At 61.8% G+C, this 16,413-nt stretch carries 18 protein-coding genes; 11 read left to right on the top strand and 7 right to left on the bottom strand.

The genetic code is table 11. From position 1 onward, the window contains the following. The first annotated feature begins 104 nt into the window (after positions 1-104). The 3 genes from deoD to NVV77_RS11025 are packed head-to-tail and all read left to right on the top strand — an operon-like array spanning position 105 to position 1,828. Complete coding sequence (gene deoD / locus NVV77_RS11035) at positions 105-815, top strand: purine-nucleoside phosphorylase (protein ID WP_295413001.1); 711 nt, start codon at positions 105-107, stop codon at positions 813-815. Next, on the top strand, positions 812-1,435 hold the full coding sequence (locus NVV77_RS11030) for a hypothetical protein (protein WP_295412999.1): 624 nt from the start codon (positions 812-814) through the stop codon (positions 1,433-1,435). Before deoD ends, NVV77_RS11030 begins: the two co-directional genes overlap by 4 nt. A gap of 30 nt (positions 1,436-1,465) precedes the next feature. After that, positions 1,466-1,828, top strand: a complete 363-nt coding sequence (locus NVV77_RS11025; RefSeq protein WP_295412996.1) for a DUF1304 domain-containing protein — start codon at positions 1,466-1,468, stop codon at positions 1,826-1,828. A gap of 165 nt (positions 1,829-1,993) precedes the next feature. Here the strand turns inward: NVV77_RS11025 and NVV77_RS11020 are convergent, their stop codons facing one another. After that, positions 1,994-3,385, bottom strand: a complete 1,392-nt coding sequence (locus NVV77_RS11020) for a M20/M25/M40 family metallo-hydrolase (protein WP_295412994.1) — start codon at positions 3,383-3,385, stop codon at positions 1,994-1,996. A gap of 150 nt (positions 3,386-3,535) precedes the next feature. Here NVV77_RS11020 and NVV77_RS11015 point away from each other — a divergent pair, with 150 nt between their 5' ends. Continuing rightward, the gene (locus NVV77_RS11015; RefSeq protein ID WP_295412991.1) at positions 3,536-4,300 is read left to right on the top strand and encodes a FadR/GntR family transcriptional regulator; all 765 of its coding nucleotides are present in this window, start codon (positions 3,536-3,538) and stop codon (positions 4,298-4,300) included. An 8-nt stretch (positions 4,301-4,308) separates the two neighbouring features. Here NVV77_RS11015 and NVV77_RS11010 read toward each other — a convergent pair whose 3' ends face one another. Next, positions 4,309-5,358, bottom strand: coding sequence for a helix-turn-helix domain-containing protein (locus tag NVV77_RS11010; protein WP_295412989.1), 1,050 nt, complete (start codon positions 5,356-5,358; stop codon positions 4,309-4,311). Positions 5,359-5,529: 171 nt separating this feature from the next. Between NVV77_RS11010 and leuD the strand changes: the two genes are divergently transcribed. Continuing rightward, a complete protein-coding gene (leuD, locus tag NVV77_RS11005; protein WP_295412986.1) occupies positions 5,530-6,135 on the top strand; it encodes a 3-isopropylmalate dehydratase small subunit in 606 nt (201 codons plus the stop codon). 9 nt (positions 6,136-6,144) lie between these two features. After that, positions 6,145-6,534, top strand: a complete 390-nt coding sequence (locus NVV77_RS11000) for a RidA family protein (protein ID WP_035085205.1) — start codon at positions 6,145-6,147, stop codon at positions 6,532-6,534. 85 nt (positions 6,535-6,619) lie between these two features. Here the strand turns inward: NVV77_RS11000 and NVV77_RS10995 are convergent, their stop codons facing one another. Both NVV77_RS10995 and NVV77_RS10990 read right to left on the bottom strand, forming a co-directional pair. Further along, on the bottom strand, positions 6,620-6,907 hold the full coding sequence (locus NVV77_RS10995; RefSeq protein WP_295412983.1) for a hypothetical protein: 288 nt from the start codon (positions 6,905-6,907) through the stop codon (positions 6,620-6,622). Between the two features lie 145 nt (positions 6,908-7,052). Beyond that, positions 7,053-8,006 (bottom strand): homocysteine S-methyltransferase family protein, encoded by a 954-nt coding sequence (locus tag NVV77_RS10990; protein ID WP_295412982.1) that lies wholly within the window; start codon positions 8,004-8,006, stop codon positions 7,053-7,055. A gap of 242 nt (positions 8,007-8,248) precedes the next feature. Here NVV77_RS10990 and leuB point away from each other — a divergent pair, with 242 nt between their 5' ends. Next, entirely contained in the window at positions 8,249-9,349 is a 1,101-nt protein-coding gene (gene leuB / locus NVV77_RS10985) for a 3-isopropylmalate dehydrogenase (protein ID WP_295412979.1), read from the top strand. Positions 9,350-9,604: 255 nt separating this feature from the next. Here leuB and rpsP read toward each other — a convergent pair whose 3' ends face one another. The 3 genes from rpsP to NVV77_RS10970 all read right to left on the bottom strand — a co-directional run bounded on the left by rpsP (position 9,605) and on the right by NVV77_RS10970 (position 12,221). Continuing rightward, complete coding sequence (rpsP, locus tag NVV77_RS10980) at positions 9,605-9,967, bottom strand: 30S ribosomal protein S16 (RefSeq protein WP_295412976.1); 363 nt, start codon at positions 9,965-9,967, stop codon at positions 9,605-9,607. 35 nt (positions 9,968-10,002) lie between these two features. Further along, positions 10,003-11,586, bottom strand: a complete 1,584-nt coding sequence (ffh, locus tag NVV77_RS10975) for a signal recognition particle protein (protein ID WP_295412974.1) — start codon at positions 11,584-11,586, stop codon at positions 10,003-10,005. A 197-nt stretch (positions 11,587-11,783) separates the two neighbouring features. Then, the gene (locus NVV77_RS10970; protein WP_295412971.1) at positions 11,784-12,221 is read right to left on the bottom strand and encodes a trans-aconitate 2-methyltransferase; all 438 of its coding nucleotides are present in this window, start codon (positions 12,219-12,221) and stop codon (positions 11,784-11,786) included. Between the two features lie 152 nt (positions 12,222-12,373). Here NVV77_RS10970 and dapF point away from each other — a divergent pair, with 152 nt between their 5' ends. The 4 genes from dapF (at position 12,374) to NVV77_RS10950 (ending at position 16,404) form a co-directional block, all read left to right on the top strand. Beyond that, positions 12,374-13,222, top strand: coding sequence for a diaminopimelate epimerase (gene dapF / locus NVV77_RS10965; RefSeq protein WP_295414433.1), 849 nt, complete (start codon positions 12,374-12,376; stop codon positions 13,220-13,222). Further along, positions 13,222-14,484, top strand: coding sequence for a tRNA (N(6)-L-threonylcarbamoyladenosine(37)-C(2))-methylthiotransferase MtaB (gene mtaB, locus NVV77_RS10960; protein ID WP_295412969.1), 1,263 nt, complete (start codon positions 13,222-13,224; stop codon positions 14,482-14,484). Before dapF ends, mtaB begins: the two co-directional genes overlap by 1 nt. Before the next feature lie 25 nt (positions 14,485-14,509). Beyond that, positions 14,510-15,700, top strand: a complete 1,191-nt coding sequence (gene ftsY, locus NVV77_RS10955; RefSeq protein ID WP_295412966.1) for a signal recognition particle-docking protein FtsY — start codon at positions 14,510-14,512, stop codon at positions 15,698-15,700. A gap of 83 nt (positions 15,701-15,783) precedes the next feature. Continuing rightward, positions 15,784-16,404 (top strand): septation protein A, encoded by a 621-nt coding sequence (locus NVV77_RS10950; RefSeq protein ID WP_295412963.1) that lies wholly within the window; start codon positions 15,784-15,786, stop codon positions 16,402-16,404. Positions 16,405-16,413 lie beyond the last annotated feature (9 nt).

Here is a 16,413-nt window from a genome sequence, read left to right as displayed (position 1 = left end):
CTTTCAATAGAATGCGCGGGCCGGGACGGCCGTTCCGTGCCGAGGATTGTCAAGGCGGGCGACCAGTGGCAATGCTCGGTGGCATTGGAACAGAGGAGATCAGCATGACCCCGCACAATCACGCCAAAGAGGGCGACTATGCCGAGGCCGTGCTGCTGCCCGGTGATCCCTTGCGCGCCAAATGGATCGCGGAAACGTTTTTCGAAAATCCAAAACTGGTCAATTCGGTGCGCAATTGCCTTGGCTATACCGGCACCTGGAAGGGCAAGCCGGTTTCGGTGCAGGCCTCGGGCATGGGCCAGCCTTCGCTCTCGATCTATGTGCATGAGCTGATCAACGTTTACGGCGCCAAGACCCTGATCCGCGTCGGGACCTGCGGTGGGCTCAATGCCAAGGTAAAGGTGCGCGACGTCATCCTCGCCCAGGCGGCGTCCACGGACAGCGCCATCGTCAAGGGCCGTTTCGGCGCCTTCAATTTTGCGCCCATCGCCGATTTTGGCCTTCTGCGCTCGGCTGCCGACAAGGCCGACGCAAAAGGACTAAAATTCCACGCGGGGAATATGCTGTCCTCGGACATTTTCTATCATGCCGACGGCTTTGCCGGTTACGACAAGCTGCCCGACCACGGCGTCATCGGCGTCGAGATGGAAGCGGCCGCGCTCTATACGCTGGCGGCGCGCTTTGGCGTCAAGGCGCTCACCATCTGCACCATGACCGATTGCCTCATTACGCACGAGGAAATCAGCGCCGATGCGCGGCAGACTTCGCTCAAGGACATGGTCGAGCTGGCGCTCGACGTGGCGGTGGAAGCGTGACGATCGCCGATCGGCTGGCTGGGGCGCTGGACCGCCGCGACGAGGAGCCCAATGTGGCCCTGGCCGAGGAACTGGCCAATTCGGGCGACAAGCAGGGCATTGCCGAACTGGTGGAGATCGTACGCTCCGGCACGGTGCGCCAGCGTAACGATGCGATGAAGGTGCTTTACGAGATCGGCGCGCGCAGTCCCGATCTCATCGGCTATTATTGCCCTGCCTTCATCGACGCGCTGGGGAGCGGCAATAATCGCCAGGTCTGGGGCGCCATGACGGCACTCGATGCAGTGGCGGAAATCCGTGCCGATGAAATCGCGGCGGAGCTGCCCAAGGTGATCGAGGCTGCCGACCGCGGTTCGGTCATCGCCAAGGATCGCTGCACCTCGCTGCTCGTGAAACTGGCCCGCTCGGGCTATGCGGAAAAGGCTGTGCCTATTCTCGTCGAGCGGCTGAAGGATGCCGCGCCGAACCAGTTTCCGACCTATGCCGAGGAAACGGCCAGCGTCATCACGCCGGAAGAAAAGCCGGGCCTGCTCGCCATTATTCGCGAACGGCTCGATGGCATGATGCAGAAATCCAAGCGCGACCGCATGGAAAAGCTGCTGCGCAAACTCAACGGCTGACGGGCCGACAACAACCAGGAGGGACCGAGCATGACGCTCGTAGCCAATGTGCTGACCGGGCTCGTCGCCCTGATCCATATCTATATCGTGCTCTTGGAAATGGTCTGGTGGACCAGCCCGCGCGGCCAGAAGGCTTTTGGACTGACGCCAGAATTTGCTGAGCAGACGAAGGTCCTTGCCGGCAATCAGGGGCTCTATAACGGTTTTCTCGCCGCCGGCCTGATCTGGGGTCTTGTGCATCCCGACCCGGCCATGGCCTGGCAGATCAAGCTTTTCTTCCTCGCCTGCGTCGCCGTCGCCGGGATTTATGGCGCTGCGACGGCCAGCCGGAAGATCCTGTTCATCCAGACCCTTCCGGCTGTTCTTGCGATCATCGCGCTGGTCTTCGCTTAGCTCTAAAGCGGCGCCTAAGTACACCGAGCTTATTTTCCGTCATCACCGGGCTTGTCCCGGTGGTCCACGCCAGCCGCAGACTGGCAGGCTTCCCCAAGATGGATTGCCGGGACAAGCCCGGCAATGACGATGGATGGGGGCAGCGGTAGCGCGCCAGAAGAAGCCTTACTTCGACAGCGCCGCCAGCACGTGCACCCACGAACGAATGCCACGATGAAAACTGTCGAGGTCGTATTTTTCGTTGGGGCTGTGGATCTGGTCGTCCACATGCGCAAAGCCGATGAGCAGCGTGTCGAGGCCAAGGATGGACTTGAATTCGCCGGCAACCGGGATCGACCCGCCGGAGCCGGTGATCACCGCCTGCTTGCCCCATTCGGCCGAAAGTCCGGAAAGCGCCTTGCGCAGGAATTCGCCATCGGCGGGAACGGTGATGGCGGGCGAGCCGCCATGCGGAATGAATTCCACCGAGCAATCGGCCGGAATCATTTTTTCCACATGGGCGCGGAAGGCGGCGCGGATCTTCTTGGGGTCCATGCCGGAAACGAGGCGGAACGAAATCTTGGCCGAGGCCTTGGCGGGAATGACAGTCTTGAAACCGTCGCCGGTATAGCCGCCGCTCATGCCGTTGATCTCGCAGGTCGGGCGCGACCAGAGCATTTCGAGGACGGAACGGTTCTGCTCGCCGGCCGGCACGGATAGGTCGACGCTGCCGAGGAAGGCTTTTTCATCAAAGCCCAGACCCTGCCACTGCGCCTTGAGTTCGGGCGAGATTTCGGCAACGTCGTCATAAAAGCCGGGAAGCGTCACGGAGCCATCGGGGGCGCGGAGGCTGGCGATGATCTCGGCGACCACCTGATTGGGATTGCGTGCCGCATTGCCGAACATGCCGGAGTGAAGATCCTTGTCGGCGGCGGTGACGACGATCTCGTCGGCCACAAGGCCTCGCAGCATGGTGGTGATCGACGGTGTCTGGCGGTCCCACATATCGGTGTCGCAGACCAGAGCAATGTCGGCCTTCAGTTCTTCGGCATTGTCGCGCATGAAGGGCGGCAGGTTCTTGCCGCCGGATTCTTCTTCGCCTTCGAGCATCAGCGACACCTTTACCGGCAGGCTGCCGGTGACGGCCTTATAGGCGCGGCAGGCTTCGATGAAGGTCAGCATCTGGCCCTTGTCGTCCGAGGCGCCACGGGCGACGATGATCTTGCGGCCCGAAGCGTCTTGCTTGATCTGGGGATCGAAGGGATCGGAATTCCACAGGTTCAGCGGATCGACTGGCTGCACGTCGTAGTGGGCATAAAACAGCACATGCGGGCCGGCCTGGTCGGGACCATGGGCGACGACGACCGGATGGCCCGGCGTCGGCCGGGCGCTGGCGGCAAAGCCGAGGCCGTTCAATTCCGTTGCCAGCCAGTTCGCTGCCTTCTGGCATTCGGCCGCAAAAGCCGGGTCGGTCGAGATCGACTTGATGCGCAAAAGATGAAAGAGCCGATCGAGGCTTTGGTCGAGGCCCGCATCCACATGAGCAAGAACGGCATCGAGTTGGGCTTGGTCGGTCATGGTAAAATCCTGCGGCGAATTCACGAAATTTGCTGGGCGCACCATGGCGAGCCCAAGCCGCTCTGTCCAGCCTCGGGTGGACGCCCAATATTGTCATACTTATCTGCCTGTGCTTAGGTCGCCCGACCATTCGGCAAGGAGCCATCCAGCATGGATCGATCAGGCGGCAGAGCGCGCCATTCCGGCGACCTCATCGCTGCCCTGTCGGGCCGCAATCTGGCGCACAACCTGCATTCCGACGTGCTCTGGGACATGGGCTTTGCCATTGTCTCGGGCCAATATGCGCAGGGCTCGATCCTGCCGCCCGATACGGAACTGCTCGACCGGTTCCGCGTGTCGCGCACGGTGTTGCGCGAGGCGCTGAAGACGCTGGCGGCCAAGGGCCTGATCGAAGCGCGGGCGCGCATCGGTACGCGTGTCTTGCCGCGCAATCGCTGGAATCTCTTTGATGCCGATGTGCTGGCCTGGCATTTTGAGCTGGGGCCGGAAGTCAGCTTCCTGCAGAGCCTTGCCGAAGTGCGCATCGGCATCGAGATCGAAGCGGCCGCGCTGGCCGCCGAGCGGCGCACCGACGAGCAGGCAAAACTCCTCCTTGCCGCGGTGGACCGCATGGCAGCGGCGAGCACGCCGGAGGATTTTGCCCGGCACGATCTCGACTTCCACAAGGCGGTGGCCAATGCATCCGGCAATCCCTTCATGGCGTCCATCAGTGCGCTAGTGGAAATGGCCCTGACGGCAGCCTTCACCATTTCCTCGCCGGTCAATGAGCCCGAGGCCTTGATCCAGACGGTGGCCGTGCATCGCGCCATCGCCCAGGCCATCCTCGACAAGAACCCGCAGGGCGCGCGCGAAGCCATGCGTATCGCCATTGCCGAAGGCTTTGCCCGCGCCGCGGGCCGCATGGAAGGTGTCTGAACAAGCGCCTAGAGCGAGATGGCGAGCTTTCCCGTCAGGGTGCGGTGAAAGGTTACCCCGCCCCTGGTAAGGGCCTGGGTCAGCCGCTCCGCGGTGCGCCGCCGCGCCACTTCAATCACCGGCGCGGTCGCTTCCTCGATCCGCATGATGGTCGACGCCGAAACGCCCGACTGTTCGGCCAGCACCGGAATGGTCCAGCCCAGAAGATTACGCGCCGCGCGCAAGAGGGGACCATTGAGCAGTTCTTCGCTCGCCGCCGCATTCGCTTCGAGCCCGCCGCGCCCCGGTTCGACAAGGGTTGTCAGCCCCAGCCATTCGATGGTTTCCCCCGTCTCGTTGAGGACGGGCTGGCGCACGGTGCGCATGGGAACATATTGGCCCGGCGCCCGCTCGACGCGCGCTTCGGTGACGCTTTGTCCGGGGTGATCGAGGCCGGCAAGCACCTGGGCCCGGTCGTCCGGATGCACGGACGAAAACCAGCTGTCGAGGGTAAAGAGCGAGGTATCGGGCAGATGGGCATTCTCGGACTGCTTGACCCGCTCGATCACCCTGCCATTGGGCGAACTGAACCAGGCAAGGTCCACATCGAGCCGCTCGAGTACTGCCCGCAGGCGCTGGCGCATGAGCACCAGGTTCTTTTTGAGGCTCTCTTCCTCCGTGCGGTCGAGCACGCAGATGATCCAGCCCACCGGCCGGCGCGCTTCGTCGGCCATGCGCTCGAAACGCATTTCGAGGCGCCGCTCTGTGCCATCCTCGCGCAGGATGCGCAGATCACGCCGGGTTGGCAGCGTATCGCGCATCAACATGTGAAAGCTCTCGATGAGACTGGCCCGGTCGTCGGGATGGGTGCGCGCCTCGATGAATTCAATGCCGATCGGCTGGCCCACCTGATCGAGCGTCCCCGCCAGAACAAGCAGGCCATCGGATGGCCGCACCTTCCCATCAGCGAAAGACAGGGTAAAAAACCCCACGCCTGCCATGGTTTCGAGCGCCCGCAAAAGCTGGCGTGATGTCGGCTGATAGGATTTCGTCTGGCCAAGTTCAGGCACAGGAGGCACTGGTCCCTGCATCACCCGCCCCCCGAGCGCAAGTTGAAGGTAAGACCGTTCAGGGCGTCAGGAGTAGACAAACGGAGTGCCTGAGGTCAAGCGCCGAACGCTTTCGTCCAGAGCCGACTTGACCCCGACCCCGGTTTGGCCCAAAGACCCAAGGCAAAGCGAGGTTTTCCGATGGAAAAATTCACCACATTGACGGGTGTCGCGGCGCCGTTGCCGATCATCAACATCGACACCGATATGATCATCCCCAAGCAGTACCTGAAGACCATCAAGCGGACCGGCCTCGGCACCGCCCTGTTTTCGGAAATGCGCTACAATGAAGACGGTTCGGAAAATCCCGAATTCGTTCTCAACAAGCCGGCCTATCGCCAGGCGAAGATCATCATTGCCGGCGACAATTTTGGTTGCGGCTCCTCGCGCGAGCACGCCCCCTGGGCCCTGGCCGATTTCGGCATTCGCTGCGTTGTTTCCACCAGCTTTGCCGACATCTTTTATAACAACTGCTTCAAGAACGGCATTCTGCCGCTGGTGGTTTCGGCCGAGCAGCTCAAGCTCCTGCTCGATGATGCCGAGCGCGGCTCGAACGCGACGCTGACCGTGGATCTCGAAGCCCAGACCATCAAGGGTCCGGATGGCGGCACGCTGCATTTCGATATCGACCCGGCGCGCAAGCACATCCTGCTCGAAGGTCTCGACGATATCGCCGGCACGCTAAAATCCGATCCGGCCATTTCGTCCTTTGAGGGCAAGATGGCATCCGCACGGCCCTGGCTCTAAGGACGAAAAATGGTTCAACGCGTCTCCACCGGTTCGCCCTTTGAAGCGACCTTTGGCTATTCCCGTGCCGTTCGCCACGAAGACACGGTCTATGTGTCGGGCACGACGGGCTACGATTATTCGGTCATGAAGATGCCCGAAGGCGTCGGTGCCCAGGCGAAAAATGCCCTAGCCACCATCGACAAGGCGCTCAAGGAAGCCGGCTCCTCGATCGAGGACACGGTTCGCGTCGTCTACTATGTTGGTGACCGCTCCTATGTGGATGAAGTCGTCGCCGCCGTCGGCCCGGTCTTCAAGGACATCCGCCCGGCTGCCTCCATGCTCATCGTCGCGATGATCGAAGAAGGCATGAAGATCGAGATCGAAGTGACCGCCCGCATCGGCGCCGCCAAGAGCTGATTCTTTTTCGCGACCAGAAAATGCAAAAACAGCGCTCTCAAAGGGAGCGCTGTTTTTTTGTGCCTTTGCCCATGGGGCAAAAACCTTAGCGGGTGGAAACCATCAGGTGCGCCGGGCGCGGTAGCGGCACGGGGGCCACGTTCACCGGCTTGTTGCCGAGCGACAGACCGGGCGTGAGAACCATCGGGGTCGGGAAAATCTTGTCGCACTCGTTCATGCCGGTATTGGCGCAGCTCTGGGCATGGTTGCCCTTGTTGCAGGCGGCAATGACCCGGTCGTAACATTCGGGCAGGGACTGCACCCCGGCAAAGGCCTGGACGACGCCCACAGTGGTGATGGCGGCAAAAGCGGTCAGGCGGATCAGTTTGAGCATTTTGTTCTCCTCGTTTGCGCCGGCCCCTCGCCGGCTTCGATGGCCCGCCTTTTGCCCTCCCTGCCTTGAACGCGTCGTGATCTCGATGTTCACAGTGTGTTAACCGATTGGGGACGTGAACGCCCGCTCGGTTACACGTCGAACGCTAGTCCGGCACGGTCGGCAGACAGACCCGGCATATGGCATCGATATGCCGATGGTCGGTGCCGCAACATCCACCGATCACCCTTATATTGGGCAGAAGGGGCAAGAGACGCTGATAGCGCTGCGCCAGATCCTGCCAATCCCCGATATCGAGTTCGGGGCTTTCATCGAGCTCGGCGTGGCTTTTCATCGAGGCATTGACCCTGAGGCCGCCGATCCGATCCACCCAGTCGCCGCCATGGCGAATGGTGCTGGCGAAATGGATCGGGTGCACGCAGTTGATCATGTAGTAGGCCGGGTAGGCGTTGGTCGCCTCCTCGACCGCCGTGATGGCCTCGCCCAGCGGCTTGCCGCCAGGCAGGCGCCCATCTGTCTCGAGCGTAAAGGAAATTACGCAGGGCAGGCCGGCCTCTTCCGCCAGACGAGCAACGCCAATCGCCTCGGGCACATTGGTGAGGGTCAGGATCGTCACGAGGTCCGCCTTCGCCTCGGCAAAGGCCGCGACCTGCGGGGCGTGATAGTCGAAGGCTTCTGAAATGCTCATCACACCATCATATTGCCAGGCGTCGCGCCGAGGGCCCATGGCGCCACTGACCAGGGTCTGAACCCCGGCCATTTCGAAGTTCCTCGCGATGTCACGGCAAAGCTCGACGGCCCCGATATTGATGCGGCGCAACCCGTCCGCATCATAGCCAACCAGCGCCCCCCAGTCCGGATTGGCCCGCCAGGTATTGGTGTCGAACACAAAGCCATGTCCGGCGCGCCGCGCAATGTCGAGATAGGGGGCATAATAGGCTCGCAAGGCCTCGGGACCGCCTTCGCGATCCAGCAGTTCGAAAACCGTGAAGTAAGGAAAATCGAACCCCTCATTGAAGATGAGGTGGGTTTCGATGCCGCCGTCGGCGACAAACATCCTGCCTTGCTGCTGCGGCAGTAGAGGTACTGAACCGGTCATGGAGAACTCCCCTTGCGGTCGCCTCTTCCGCAAGCGGCACATCAATGCGCGCCGCCGGGAACCGAGGCTTGCCTAATGCTCACCGCATGAGCCTAGCAGAGGCCGAGCGATCACGCTCCAAATCTCTGAAGACCTAGGCCTGACGATTCCGCGCGGACGGTCCTTGCGCAAACTCCCCAAAACCCGCTATGTCGGCACCAATTCAAGGTGTACCCACCAGTACGGCGAGGAGTTTTCCAGAAATGGCCACCCATTCCCTCTTTCTTCTGCCCGGCGACGGCATCGGCACGGAAATCATGGTCGAGGTCGAAAAGATCATCGCCTGGACCAATGCCGAAGGCCTGACCGATTTCTCGCTCGATCGCGGCCTTGCCGGCGGTGCAGCCTATGACAAGCACCAGGTCGCCATCACCGACGAAGACGTCGCCAAGGCCAAGGCTGCCGACGCTGTCATCTTCGGCGCCGTGGGTGGTCCCAAGTGGGACAATGTCGCTTATGAGCACCGCCCGGAGGCCGCTCTCTTGCGTCTCCGCAAGGAACTGGCCGTTTTCGCCAACCTGCGCCCCGCCATCTGCTATCCGGCGCTGGCCGAAGCCTCCTCGCTCAAGAAAGAGCTGGTTGAAGGCCTCGATATTCTCATCGTCCGCGAACTGACCGGCGGCGTCTATTTTGGCGAGCCGAAAACCATTACCGATCTTGGCAATGGCCAGAAGCGCGCCGTGGACACCCAGGTCTACGAAACCTACGAAATCGATCGCATCGCTCGGGTCGCCTTCGATCTCGCCCGCACCCGCAAGAACAAGGTGCATTCGGCCGACAAGAAGAACGTGATGAAGTCGGGCGTGCTCTGGGACGAAGTGGTCAAGGGCGTCGCCAAGGACTATGCCGATGTGGAACTCCACCACATCCTGGCCGACAATGCCGCGATGCAGCTGGTGCGCACGCCAAAACAGTTCGACGTCATGGTCACCGACAATCTTTTTGGTGACATTCTCTCCGACGTTGCGGCCATGCTGACCGGCTCGCTGGGCATGCTGCCCTCCGCCTCGCTCGGCGCGCCCGATGCCGCTACCGGCAAGCGCAAGGCTTTTTATGAGCCCGTCCACGGTTCGGCCCCAGACATTGCCGGCAAGGGCATTGCCAACCCCATCGCCATGATCGCCTCGCTCGCCATGGCGCTGCGCTACTCGTTCAACATGATCGAACTGGCCGACAAGGTTGAAGGCGCGATTTCGGCTGTGCTCAGCGATGGCCTGCGCACCGGCGACATTGCCCAGGACAACCGCAAGACCATTGGTACCGAAGAAATGGGCGCCGCGATTCTGAGCAAGCTCAAGGCTTGACGCCATCCCGAAGGGCAAATCGCTCCGGTGGAGCGATTTGAGGCGGCAAGGCCATGAGCGCTATGCGCGAATGGCGGGCAGCCTCGCTCACCCTTCCATCGTCACCACCGGGCTTGTCCCGGTGGTCCATGCCTCCTCGAGGTGGATTGCCGGGACAGGCCCGGCAATGACGACGATCTGGAATGAAGCGCAACAAAAAAGCCCCGGTCGCGAGACCGGGGCTTTTGCATTCCAGGGACCAAACGATCCCGAAAATTACTCTGCAGCGCCTTCGGCGGCAGCGGCGGCCTTGGCGGCCTTTTCTTCAGCGCGTTCCTTGGCCTTTTCGCCGGGAACGGCCTTTTCCGGGTTGTTGCGCGGTGCGCGCTTCAGCAGGCCTGCTGCGTCGAGGAAACGGGCAACGCGGTCGGTCGGCTGGGCGCCAACGGAAACCCAGTGCTGAGCGCGTTCGGTGTTGAGCACGACGCGGTTTTCAGCAGTCTTGTCGAGCAGCGGGTTGAAGGTGCCGAGCTTTTCGATGAAGCGGCCATCGCGCGGCGAACGGGCGTCAGCGATGACGATGTGGTAGAACGGGCGCTTCTTGGTGCCAGCGCGGGCAAGGCGGATCTTGAGGGACATCTTTTATTCCTAAGGGTGTCGGTTGAAAGTTCGGGTTATTTCTTCTTGCCCAGGCCCGGAAGGCCAGGGAAACGGGGAGCACCGCCGAGGCCGGGAAGGCCCGGACCACCAGCGGATTTCAGAAGCTTGTTGACGTCGGTAGGCAGCTTGTCGGTCATCGGCAGATCGGCCGAGGGCAGGCCCTTGAGCTGGTCCGGATTGATGCCGGCCTGACGGGCCATCTGTTCGAGCTGCTTGGGGTCCATCTTGGAGAGGTCGGGCATGCCACCGAGCATGCCGCCCATCTTGCCGCCGAACATGCCGGCCAGCGACCCCATGCCGCCCTTGGAAACCTTCTTCATCATGTCCGCCATCTGGCGGTGCTGCTTGGAAAGCTTGTTGATTTCCGAGACTTCGACGCCGGCGCCCGCGGCAATGCGCTTGCGACGGGAGGCATTGAGCAGGTCGGGATTGGCCCGCTCTTTCTTGGTCATGGAATTGATGATGGCGATCTGACGGTCAAAGACCTTCTCGTCGACATTGGCCCCGGCCATGGCCTTCTTGATCTGGCCTGCGCCGGGCAGCATGCCCATCAGACCGCCCATGCCGCCCATCTTCTTCATCTGCAGCAGCTGGGCGCGCAGATCGTCGAGGTCGAAGGAGCCCTTCTTGAGCTTCTGCGCCATCTTCTGGGCGTCTTCGGCCGTGACGTGCTCGGCGGCCTTTTCGACGAGCGAGACGATGTCGCCCATGCCCAGAATACGGTCGGCAATGCGCGAGGGATGGAAATCCTCAAGCGCATCCATCTTTTCGCCGACGCCGATCAGCTTGATCGGCTTGCCGGTGGCCGCGCGCATGGAAAGCGCCGCGCCGCCGCGACCATCGCCATCGACGCGCGTCATGACGATGCCGGTCACATCGAGACGCTGGTCGAAGCTGCGCGCGACGTTGATCGCGTCCTGGCCGGTCAAAGCGTCGACGACGAGCAGGATTTCGTGCGGCTTTGCGATCTCCTTGATGGAGACCGTTTCGACCATCAGTTCTTCATCGATATGGGTGCGGCCGGCCGTATCGAGAATGAGAACGTCATAGCCACCGAGACGGCCTTCACGCTCGGCGCGGCGGGCAATTTCAACGGGGGTTTCAGTCGCAACGATCGGTAGCGTATCGACGCCGACCTGTTCGCCGAGCACACGAAGCTGCTCCATGGCGGCCGGGCGGCGGGTATCGAGGGAAGCAAGAAGAACCTTTTTCTTCTGGCGATCTTTCAGACGCTTGGCGATCTTCGCCGTGGTCGTCGTCTTACCAGAACCCTGCAAACCCACCATGAGCAGGGTGACGGGCGCCGGGGCATTGAGATCGATGGTGACGGCATCGGAACCGAGAACGGCAACCAGCTCGTCATTGACGATTTTTACGACCTGCTGGCCCGGAGTCACCGAGCGGGTGACTTCGGCACCAACAGCGCGCTCGCGGACTTGCTCAACAAAAGCGCGTACAACTTCGAGCGAGACGTCAGCCTCGATCAGCGCCCGGCGGATTTCGCGCATGGCCGCATCGACATCGGCAGCGTTCAGCGCGCCGCGTCCACGAAGACCATCGAAAATTTTGCCAAGCCGGTCTGAGAGGCTCTCGAACATACTATTTCCTTTTCGCTCGCGGAGACGATCTCCGGAGAGATAAGTACCAAAAGGCCAAACGCAAAACCCACCCGCGGGCGCAACGCGCTGGCGGATGTTGGCCTCCGGGATCGTGGTACCCGTTTGGGGTCCCGGTCGGCTGGTCAGGAGCAAAAGCCTGATGAACAGGGGGCGTTTATGACAGATGCTCTATTGAGTCAAGGAAAGTCCGGCAAATCTGCCGCGGAAAGCGGGGTGGCATCGTCGATGATAAGCACCGCCCCCGGCGCGAGTGCTGCCTTCAGCCGACCCAAGGCCTGGGCTTCGAGTTCGGAGTGACGTCCGTCCAGCGCGCCCACCCGCATGGCAAAGGCGAGGTCGAATTGCGGTTCGCCTGTCTCGAGGACGAAATCTTCTATCGCGACACAGCGAAAGGCGAGCCTGCCGGTCGCGATCTCCTCCTCTGAGCCGGCAATCGCCGCCGCGATGGCTTTTTCCGAGCGGTCGATGGCAAGGATCATTCCTGTTTTCAGCTTCTGGCTGACAAGGCGGGCGGCAACGCCAGGGCCGCAGCCGATCTCCAGCACCCGCATATCCCCGCTTATGGGCAGGGCAGCGACGGCATTCGCAATGCGGGATGAAATTCGATCAGCCATGCGCCAACCTTCCAATCAGACCACGACAGAACCCGTCAGCATAGCAAACGCTCCCATGCAGCGCCTGCACTGGCAATTGCCGGCCAGTTCCGCCATATAGGGTTCGACACAGATACAGGCGAAACGCTTTGAGCAACGCACCCTTTCTCAAGATGAACGGGCTGGGCAACCAGATCATCGTGGCCGACATGCGCGGCCGCCGGGATCGCGTCACGGCCGAAGCTGCCATATCAATCAATGCTCGCGCCGAAACCAAGTTCGACCAGATCATGGCCATCCATGACTCTCGTACGCCCGGCACGGCCAACTATATCGAGATCATCAATTCCGACGGCTCGCGCGCCCAGGCCTGCGGCAATGGCATGCGCTGCGTGGTGCAGACGCTGAGCGTCGAGCAGGGCCGCCAGCGTTTTACGTTTGAAACCGTCGCTGGAATTCTCTTCGGCGAGGAAGCCGAAAACGGCCTCATCACCGTCGATATGGGCACGCCCAAGTTCGCCTGGTTCGATATTCCGCTGGCCGAAGAGTTTGCCGACACCCGCAAGATCGAGCTGCAGATCGGGCCCATCGATGCGCCGGTGCTGCATTCGCCATCGGTCATGTCCATCGGCAATCCGCACGCCACCTTCTGGGTGAAGGATGATGTCTGGTCCTATGCTCTCGACCGGTTTGGGCCGCTGCTCGAAAACCACCCGATTTTCCCCGAGCGCGCCAATATCGGCATCGCCCAGGTCACTGCACCCGACAAGATCATCTTGCGCGTTTGGGAGCGCGGTGCCGGGATTACCGAGGCCTGTGGCACTGCGGCCTGCGCGGCATTGGTCAATGGCGCCCGTACTCGCCGAACCGAGCGCAAGGCGACTGTCACTCTGCCGGGCGGCGATCTCGTCGTCGAATGGCTGCCGGATGATCATGTTACCCTGACCGGCCCGGCCGAATTCGAATGGCGCGGAGAGTTTGATCCGGCAACCGGCGCCTGGACGCGCAGCGAGGCGGCCTGATGGCGGTTCGCACCCTGACATTCGGCTGTCGTCTCAATGCCTATGAAGGCGAAGTGATGAAAGCCGAGGCCGAAAAGGCCGGGCTTGAAGACGCCATCATCATCAATACCTGCGCCGTAACGCAGGAAGCCGTCGCCCAGGCCCGGAAAGCGGTGCGAAAAGCGCGGCGCGAAAATCCGCAAAGCCGCATCATCGTCACCGGCTGTGCCGCCCAGACCGAGGCGCGCTCTTTTGGCGATATGGAAGAGGTCGATCTCGTCATCGGCAATGCCGACAAGCTCCAGGCAGAGAGCTACAGGCCCATGACCTTCGGCGTGCCGCTCAATGACAAGGTGCAGGTCAACGACATCATGAGCGTGCGGGAAACCGCCGGCCATCTCATTGAAGGCATGGACGCCCATACGCGCGCCTTCGTGCAGGTGCAAAATGGCTGCGATCACCGCTGCACGTTTTGCATCATTCCATTCGGCCGTGGCCCCTCGCGCTCGGTGCCGATGGGGCTGGTGGTCGAGCAGATCAAGAAACTGGTGGGCAATGGCTATCAGGAAATCGTGCTCACCGGCGTCGACATCACGTCCTATGGTCCCGACCTGCCCGGTGCCCCGACGCTGGGCCTGCTTACCCAGGCGATCCTCAAGCATGTGCCTGATCTGCCGCGGCTGCGCATTTCGTCCATCGACTCCATCGAGGCCGACGCCGCGCTCTACGAGGCGGTAGCTGATCCGCGGTTGATGCCGCATCTACATCTGTCGCTGCAATCGGGCGACGATCTCATCCTCAAGCGCATGAAGCGGCGGCATCTGCGCGACGACGCGCTTGCTGTTGTCGCAAAACTCCGCGCCATCAGGCCCAACATGGTTTTTGGCGCCGACATCATTGCTGGTTTTCCAACTGAGACCGACGAGATGTTCGAAAACACGCTGCGCTTCATCGGCGAGGCCGGGATCACCTATATCCACGCCTTCCCCTATTCGCCCCGCCCCGGTACACCGGCTGCGCGCATGCCGCAGGTGAGCAAAGCGATCGCCCGTGAGCGTGCGCGCCTTTTGCGCGTTGAAGGCGAAAAGCAATTTGCGGCGTTGTGCGATACGCGCCTCGGGCGCGTCGAAACTGTGCTGATGGAACGCGGCGGCCTCGGGCGCACCGAACAATTCGTGCCGGTCAGCGTTGCAGGTATGGAGCCGGGCGAGCTTGTGGCGGTGGAAATTACCGGCCGTGGCCCCGATGGGCTCGTGGGCGAAAAGCTGCGTATTGCCGCCTGAGGCGGCGAGGGAAAGACCAAAAGATATGACCGACAAGAAGCCCGGCTTTTTCCAGCGCCTCTTTGGCAATCAGCCGGCCCCCGTGCCTCCAGCGCCGCCCGAGACGCAGCCCGAAACCCCGGCCGTCGTGTCGGAGCCGGTTGCTCCGACGCCCGAGCCCGTTCCCGAGCCGGTCAAGCAACCCGAGCCTCTTGATACGCCGCCCCCTCCCGGTCCGCCGGAAACCACGCCCGACTATATCGAGGCAGTAGAAGAGCAATTCGTCACGCCGCCTGCTGTCGTTCCGGCCCCGGCCCAACGCCAGAGCTGGTTTTCGCGGCTCACCTCGGGCCTGAAACGCTCGTCGGACAATCTTACCAGCTCGATCACCTCGGTCTTCACCAAGCGCAAGCTCGATGCGGCAACGCTCGATGAGCTTGAGGACGTTCTTATTCAGGCCGATCTCGGGCTCGAGACGGCCATGTCCATCACCGAGACCCTGCGCCGCGACCGGTTTGATCGCGAAATTTCCGATAGCGACGTGCGCGCCGTTCTGGCTTCGGAAGTCGAAAAGGTGCTTGGCCCCGTCGCGCGTCCGCTGACCGTGGACGTGACCCAAAAGCCCTTCATCATCCTGATGATCGGGGTCAATGGCTCGGGCAAGACCACGACCATTGGCAAGCTGGCGCAAAAGTTCGCGGCCGAAGGAAAATCTGTGATGCTGGCGGCCGGTGATACCTTCCGCGCCGCCGCCATCGAGCAGTTGCAGGTCTGGGGCCAGCGCACCGGCGCACCGGTGATCACCAAGCCAGCAGGCGCCGACGCCTCGGGTCTCGCCTTCGATGCTGTTACCCAGGCCAAGGCCGAGGGGCGTGATGTCCTGATCATCGACACGGCCGGACGCCTGCAAAACCGTGACGAGCTGATGAACGAGCTCGAGAAGGTCATTCGCGTCATCAAGAAGGTCGAACCTTCAGCGCCGCATGCGACGCTCCTCACCCTCGATGCGACGACTGGCCAGAATGCCCTAAAACAGGTCGAAATCTTTGGTCAGCGTGCCGGCGTGACTGGTCTCGTTATGACCAAGCTCGATGGCACCGCCCGCGGCGGCATTCTCGTCGCCATCGCCAAAAAATTCGGGCTACCGGTGCACTTCATCGGCGTCGGCGAGGGTGTCGACGATCTCGAACCCTTCGAAGCCAAGGATTTTGCCAGCGCAATTGCCGGGCAAGACTGAGGTTTCGGTCAAAATCTAACCACTCTTGCTGGCTATTCGGCTTGCATCAGGTGGCTCATGCCATCACATTGGCAGGATACGCCATGGAACGTTCAATGACCGACAAAGCCGAAGCAGACGTCAATTGGGACGAGCTGCGCCCGCAGATCACCAAACTCGCCTTGGAGCTAGGACCGCTGGTGGTGTTCTTCATCGCCAATGCGCGCGCCGACATTTTTGTCGCGACCGCCTGGTTCATGGGCGCCATGGTGATCTCGCTGCTGCTCTCCTGGCTGATCCTCAAAAAGGTCGCCGTCATGCCGCTGGTCACCGGCGTCGTGGTGCTGGTCTTTGGCGGGCTGACGCTCTGGCTGCAGGACGACACTTTTATCAAGATCAAGCCGACCATCACCAATGTGCTCTTCGGCTCGGTCCTGCTCGGCGGCCTGCTCTTTGGCCAGTCGCTGCTGAAATATGTCTTTGGCGAGGTCTACAAGCTGCGGCCCGAGGGCTGGTGGCGCCTGACCCTCAACTGGGGCATTTTCTTCTTCGTGCTTGCCGTGATCAACGAAGTGCTCTGGCGCAATTTTTCGACCGAGATCTGGATCGCCTTCAAGGTCTGGGGCGTCATGCCGCTGACGGTGCTGTTTTCGATGAGCCAGCTGCCGCTTCTCAGCAAATATGCGCCGCCCAGCGAACCGCAGACCGCCGTGGCCGAAGGCTGACTTTTAGTC

The sequence above is a fragment of the Devosia sp. genome (assembly GCF_024707125.1).
Taxonomy (GTDB): Bacteria; Pseudomonadota; Alphaproteobacteria; order Rhizobiales; family Devosiaceae; genus Devosia.
Note: the sequence above shows the minus strand (reverse complement) of the source record. Positions and strands in the feature narration are given on the sequence as shown.

Coding starts and splice junctions, on each gene's coding strand:
- leuD (WP_295412986.1), top strand. CDS start 5,530: ATGGAAAAATTCACCACATTGACGGGTGTCGCGGCGCCGTTGCCGATC.
- dapF (WP_295414433.1), top strand. CDS start 12,374: ATGAACGGGCTGGGCAACCAGATCATCGTGGCCGACATGCGCGGCCGC.
- NVV77_RS11000 (WP_035085205.1), top strand. CDS start 6,145: ATGGTTCAACGCGTCTCCACCGGTTCGCCCTTTGAAGCGACCTTTGGC.
- NVV77_RS10995 (WP_295412983.1), bottom strand. CDS start 6,907: ATGCTCAAACTGATCCGCCTGACCGCTTTTGCCGCCATCACCACTGTG.
- NVV77_RS10970 (WP_295412971.1), bottom strand. CDS start 12,221: ATGGCTGATCGAATTTCATCCCGCATTGCGAATGCCGTCGCTGCCCTG.
- rpsP (WP_295412976.1), bottom strand. CDS start 9,967: ATGTCCCTCAAGATCCGCCTTGCCCGCGCTGGCACCAAGAAGCGCCCG.
- leuB (WP_295412979.1), top strand. CDS start 8,249: ATGGCCACCCATTCCCTCTTTCTTCTGCCCGGCGACGGCATCGGCACG.
- mtaB (WP_295412969.1), top strand. CDS start 13,222: ATGGCGGTTCGCACCCTGACATTCGGCTGTCGTCTCAATGCCTATGAA.
- ffh (WP_295412974.1), bottom strand. CDS start 11,586: ATGTTCGAGAGCCTCTCAGACCGGCTTGGCAAAATTTTCGATGGTCTT.
- NVV77_RS10950 (WP_295412963.1), top strand. CDS start 15,784: ATGGAACGTTCAATGACCGACAAAGCCGAAGCAGACGTCAATTGGGAC.
- deoD (WP_295413001.1), top strand. CDS start 105: ATGACCCCGCACAATCACGCCAAAGAGGGCGACTATGCCGAGGCCGTG.
- NVV77_RS11025 (WP_295412996.1), top strand. CDS start 1,466: ATGACGCTCGTAGCCAATGTGCTGACCGGGCTCGTCGCCCTGATCCAT.
- NVV77_RS10990 (WP_295412982.1), bottom strand. CDS start 8,006: ATGACCGGTTCAGTACCTCTACTGCCGCAGCAGCAAGGCAGGATGTTT.
- NVV77_RS11015 (WP_295412991.1), top strand. CDS start 3,536: ATGGATCGATCAGGCGGCAGAGCGCGCCATTCCGGCGACCTCATCGCT.
- ftsY (WP_295412966.1), top strand. CDS start 14,510: ATGACCGACAAGAAGCCCGGCTTTTTCCAGCGCCTCTTTGGCAATCAG.
- NVV77_RS11020 (WP_295412994.1), bottom strand. CDS start 3,385: ATGACCGACCAAGCCCAACTCGATGCCGTTCTTGCTCATGTGGATGCG.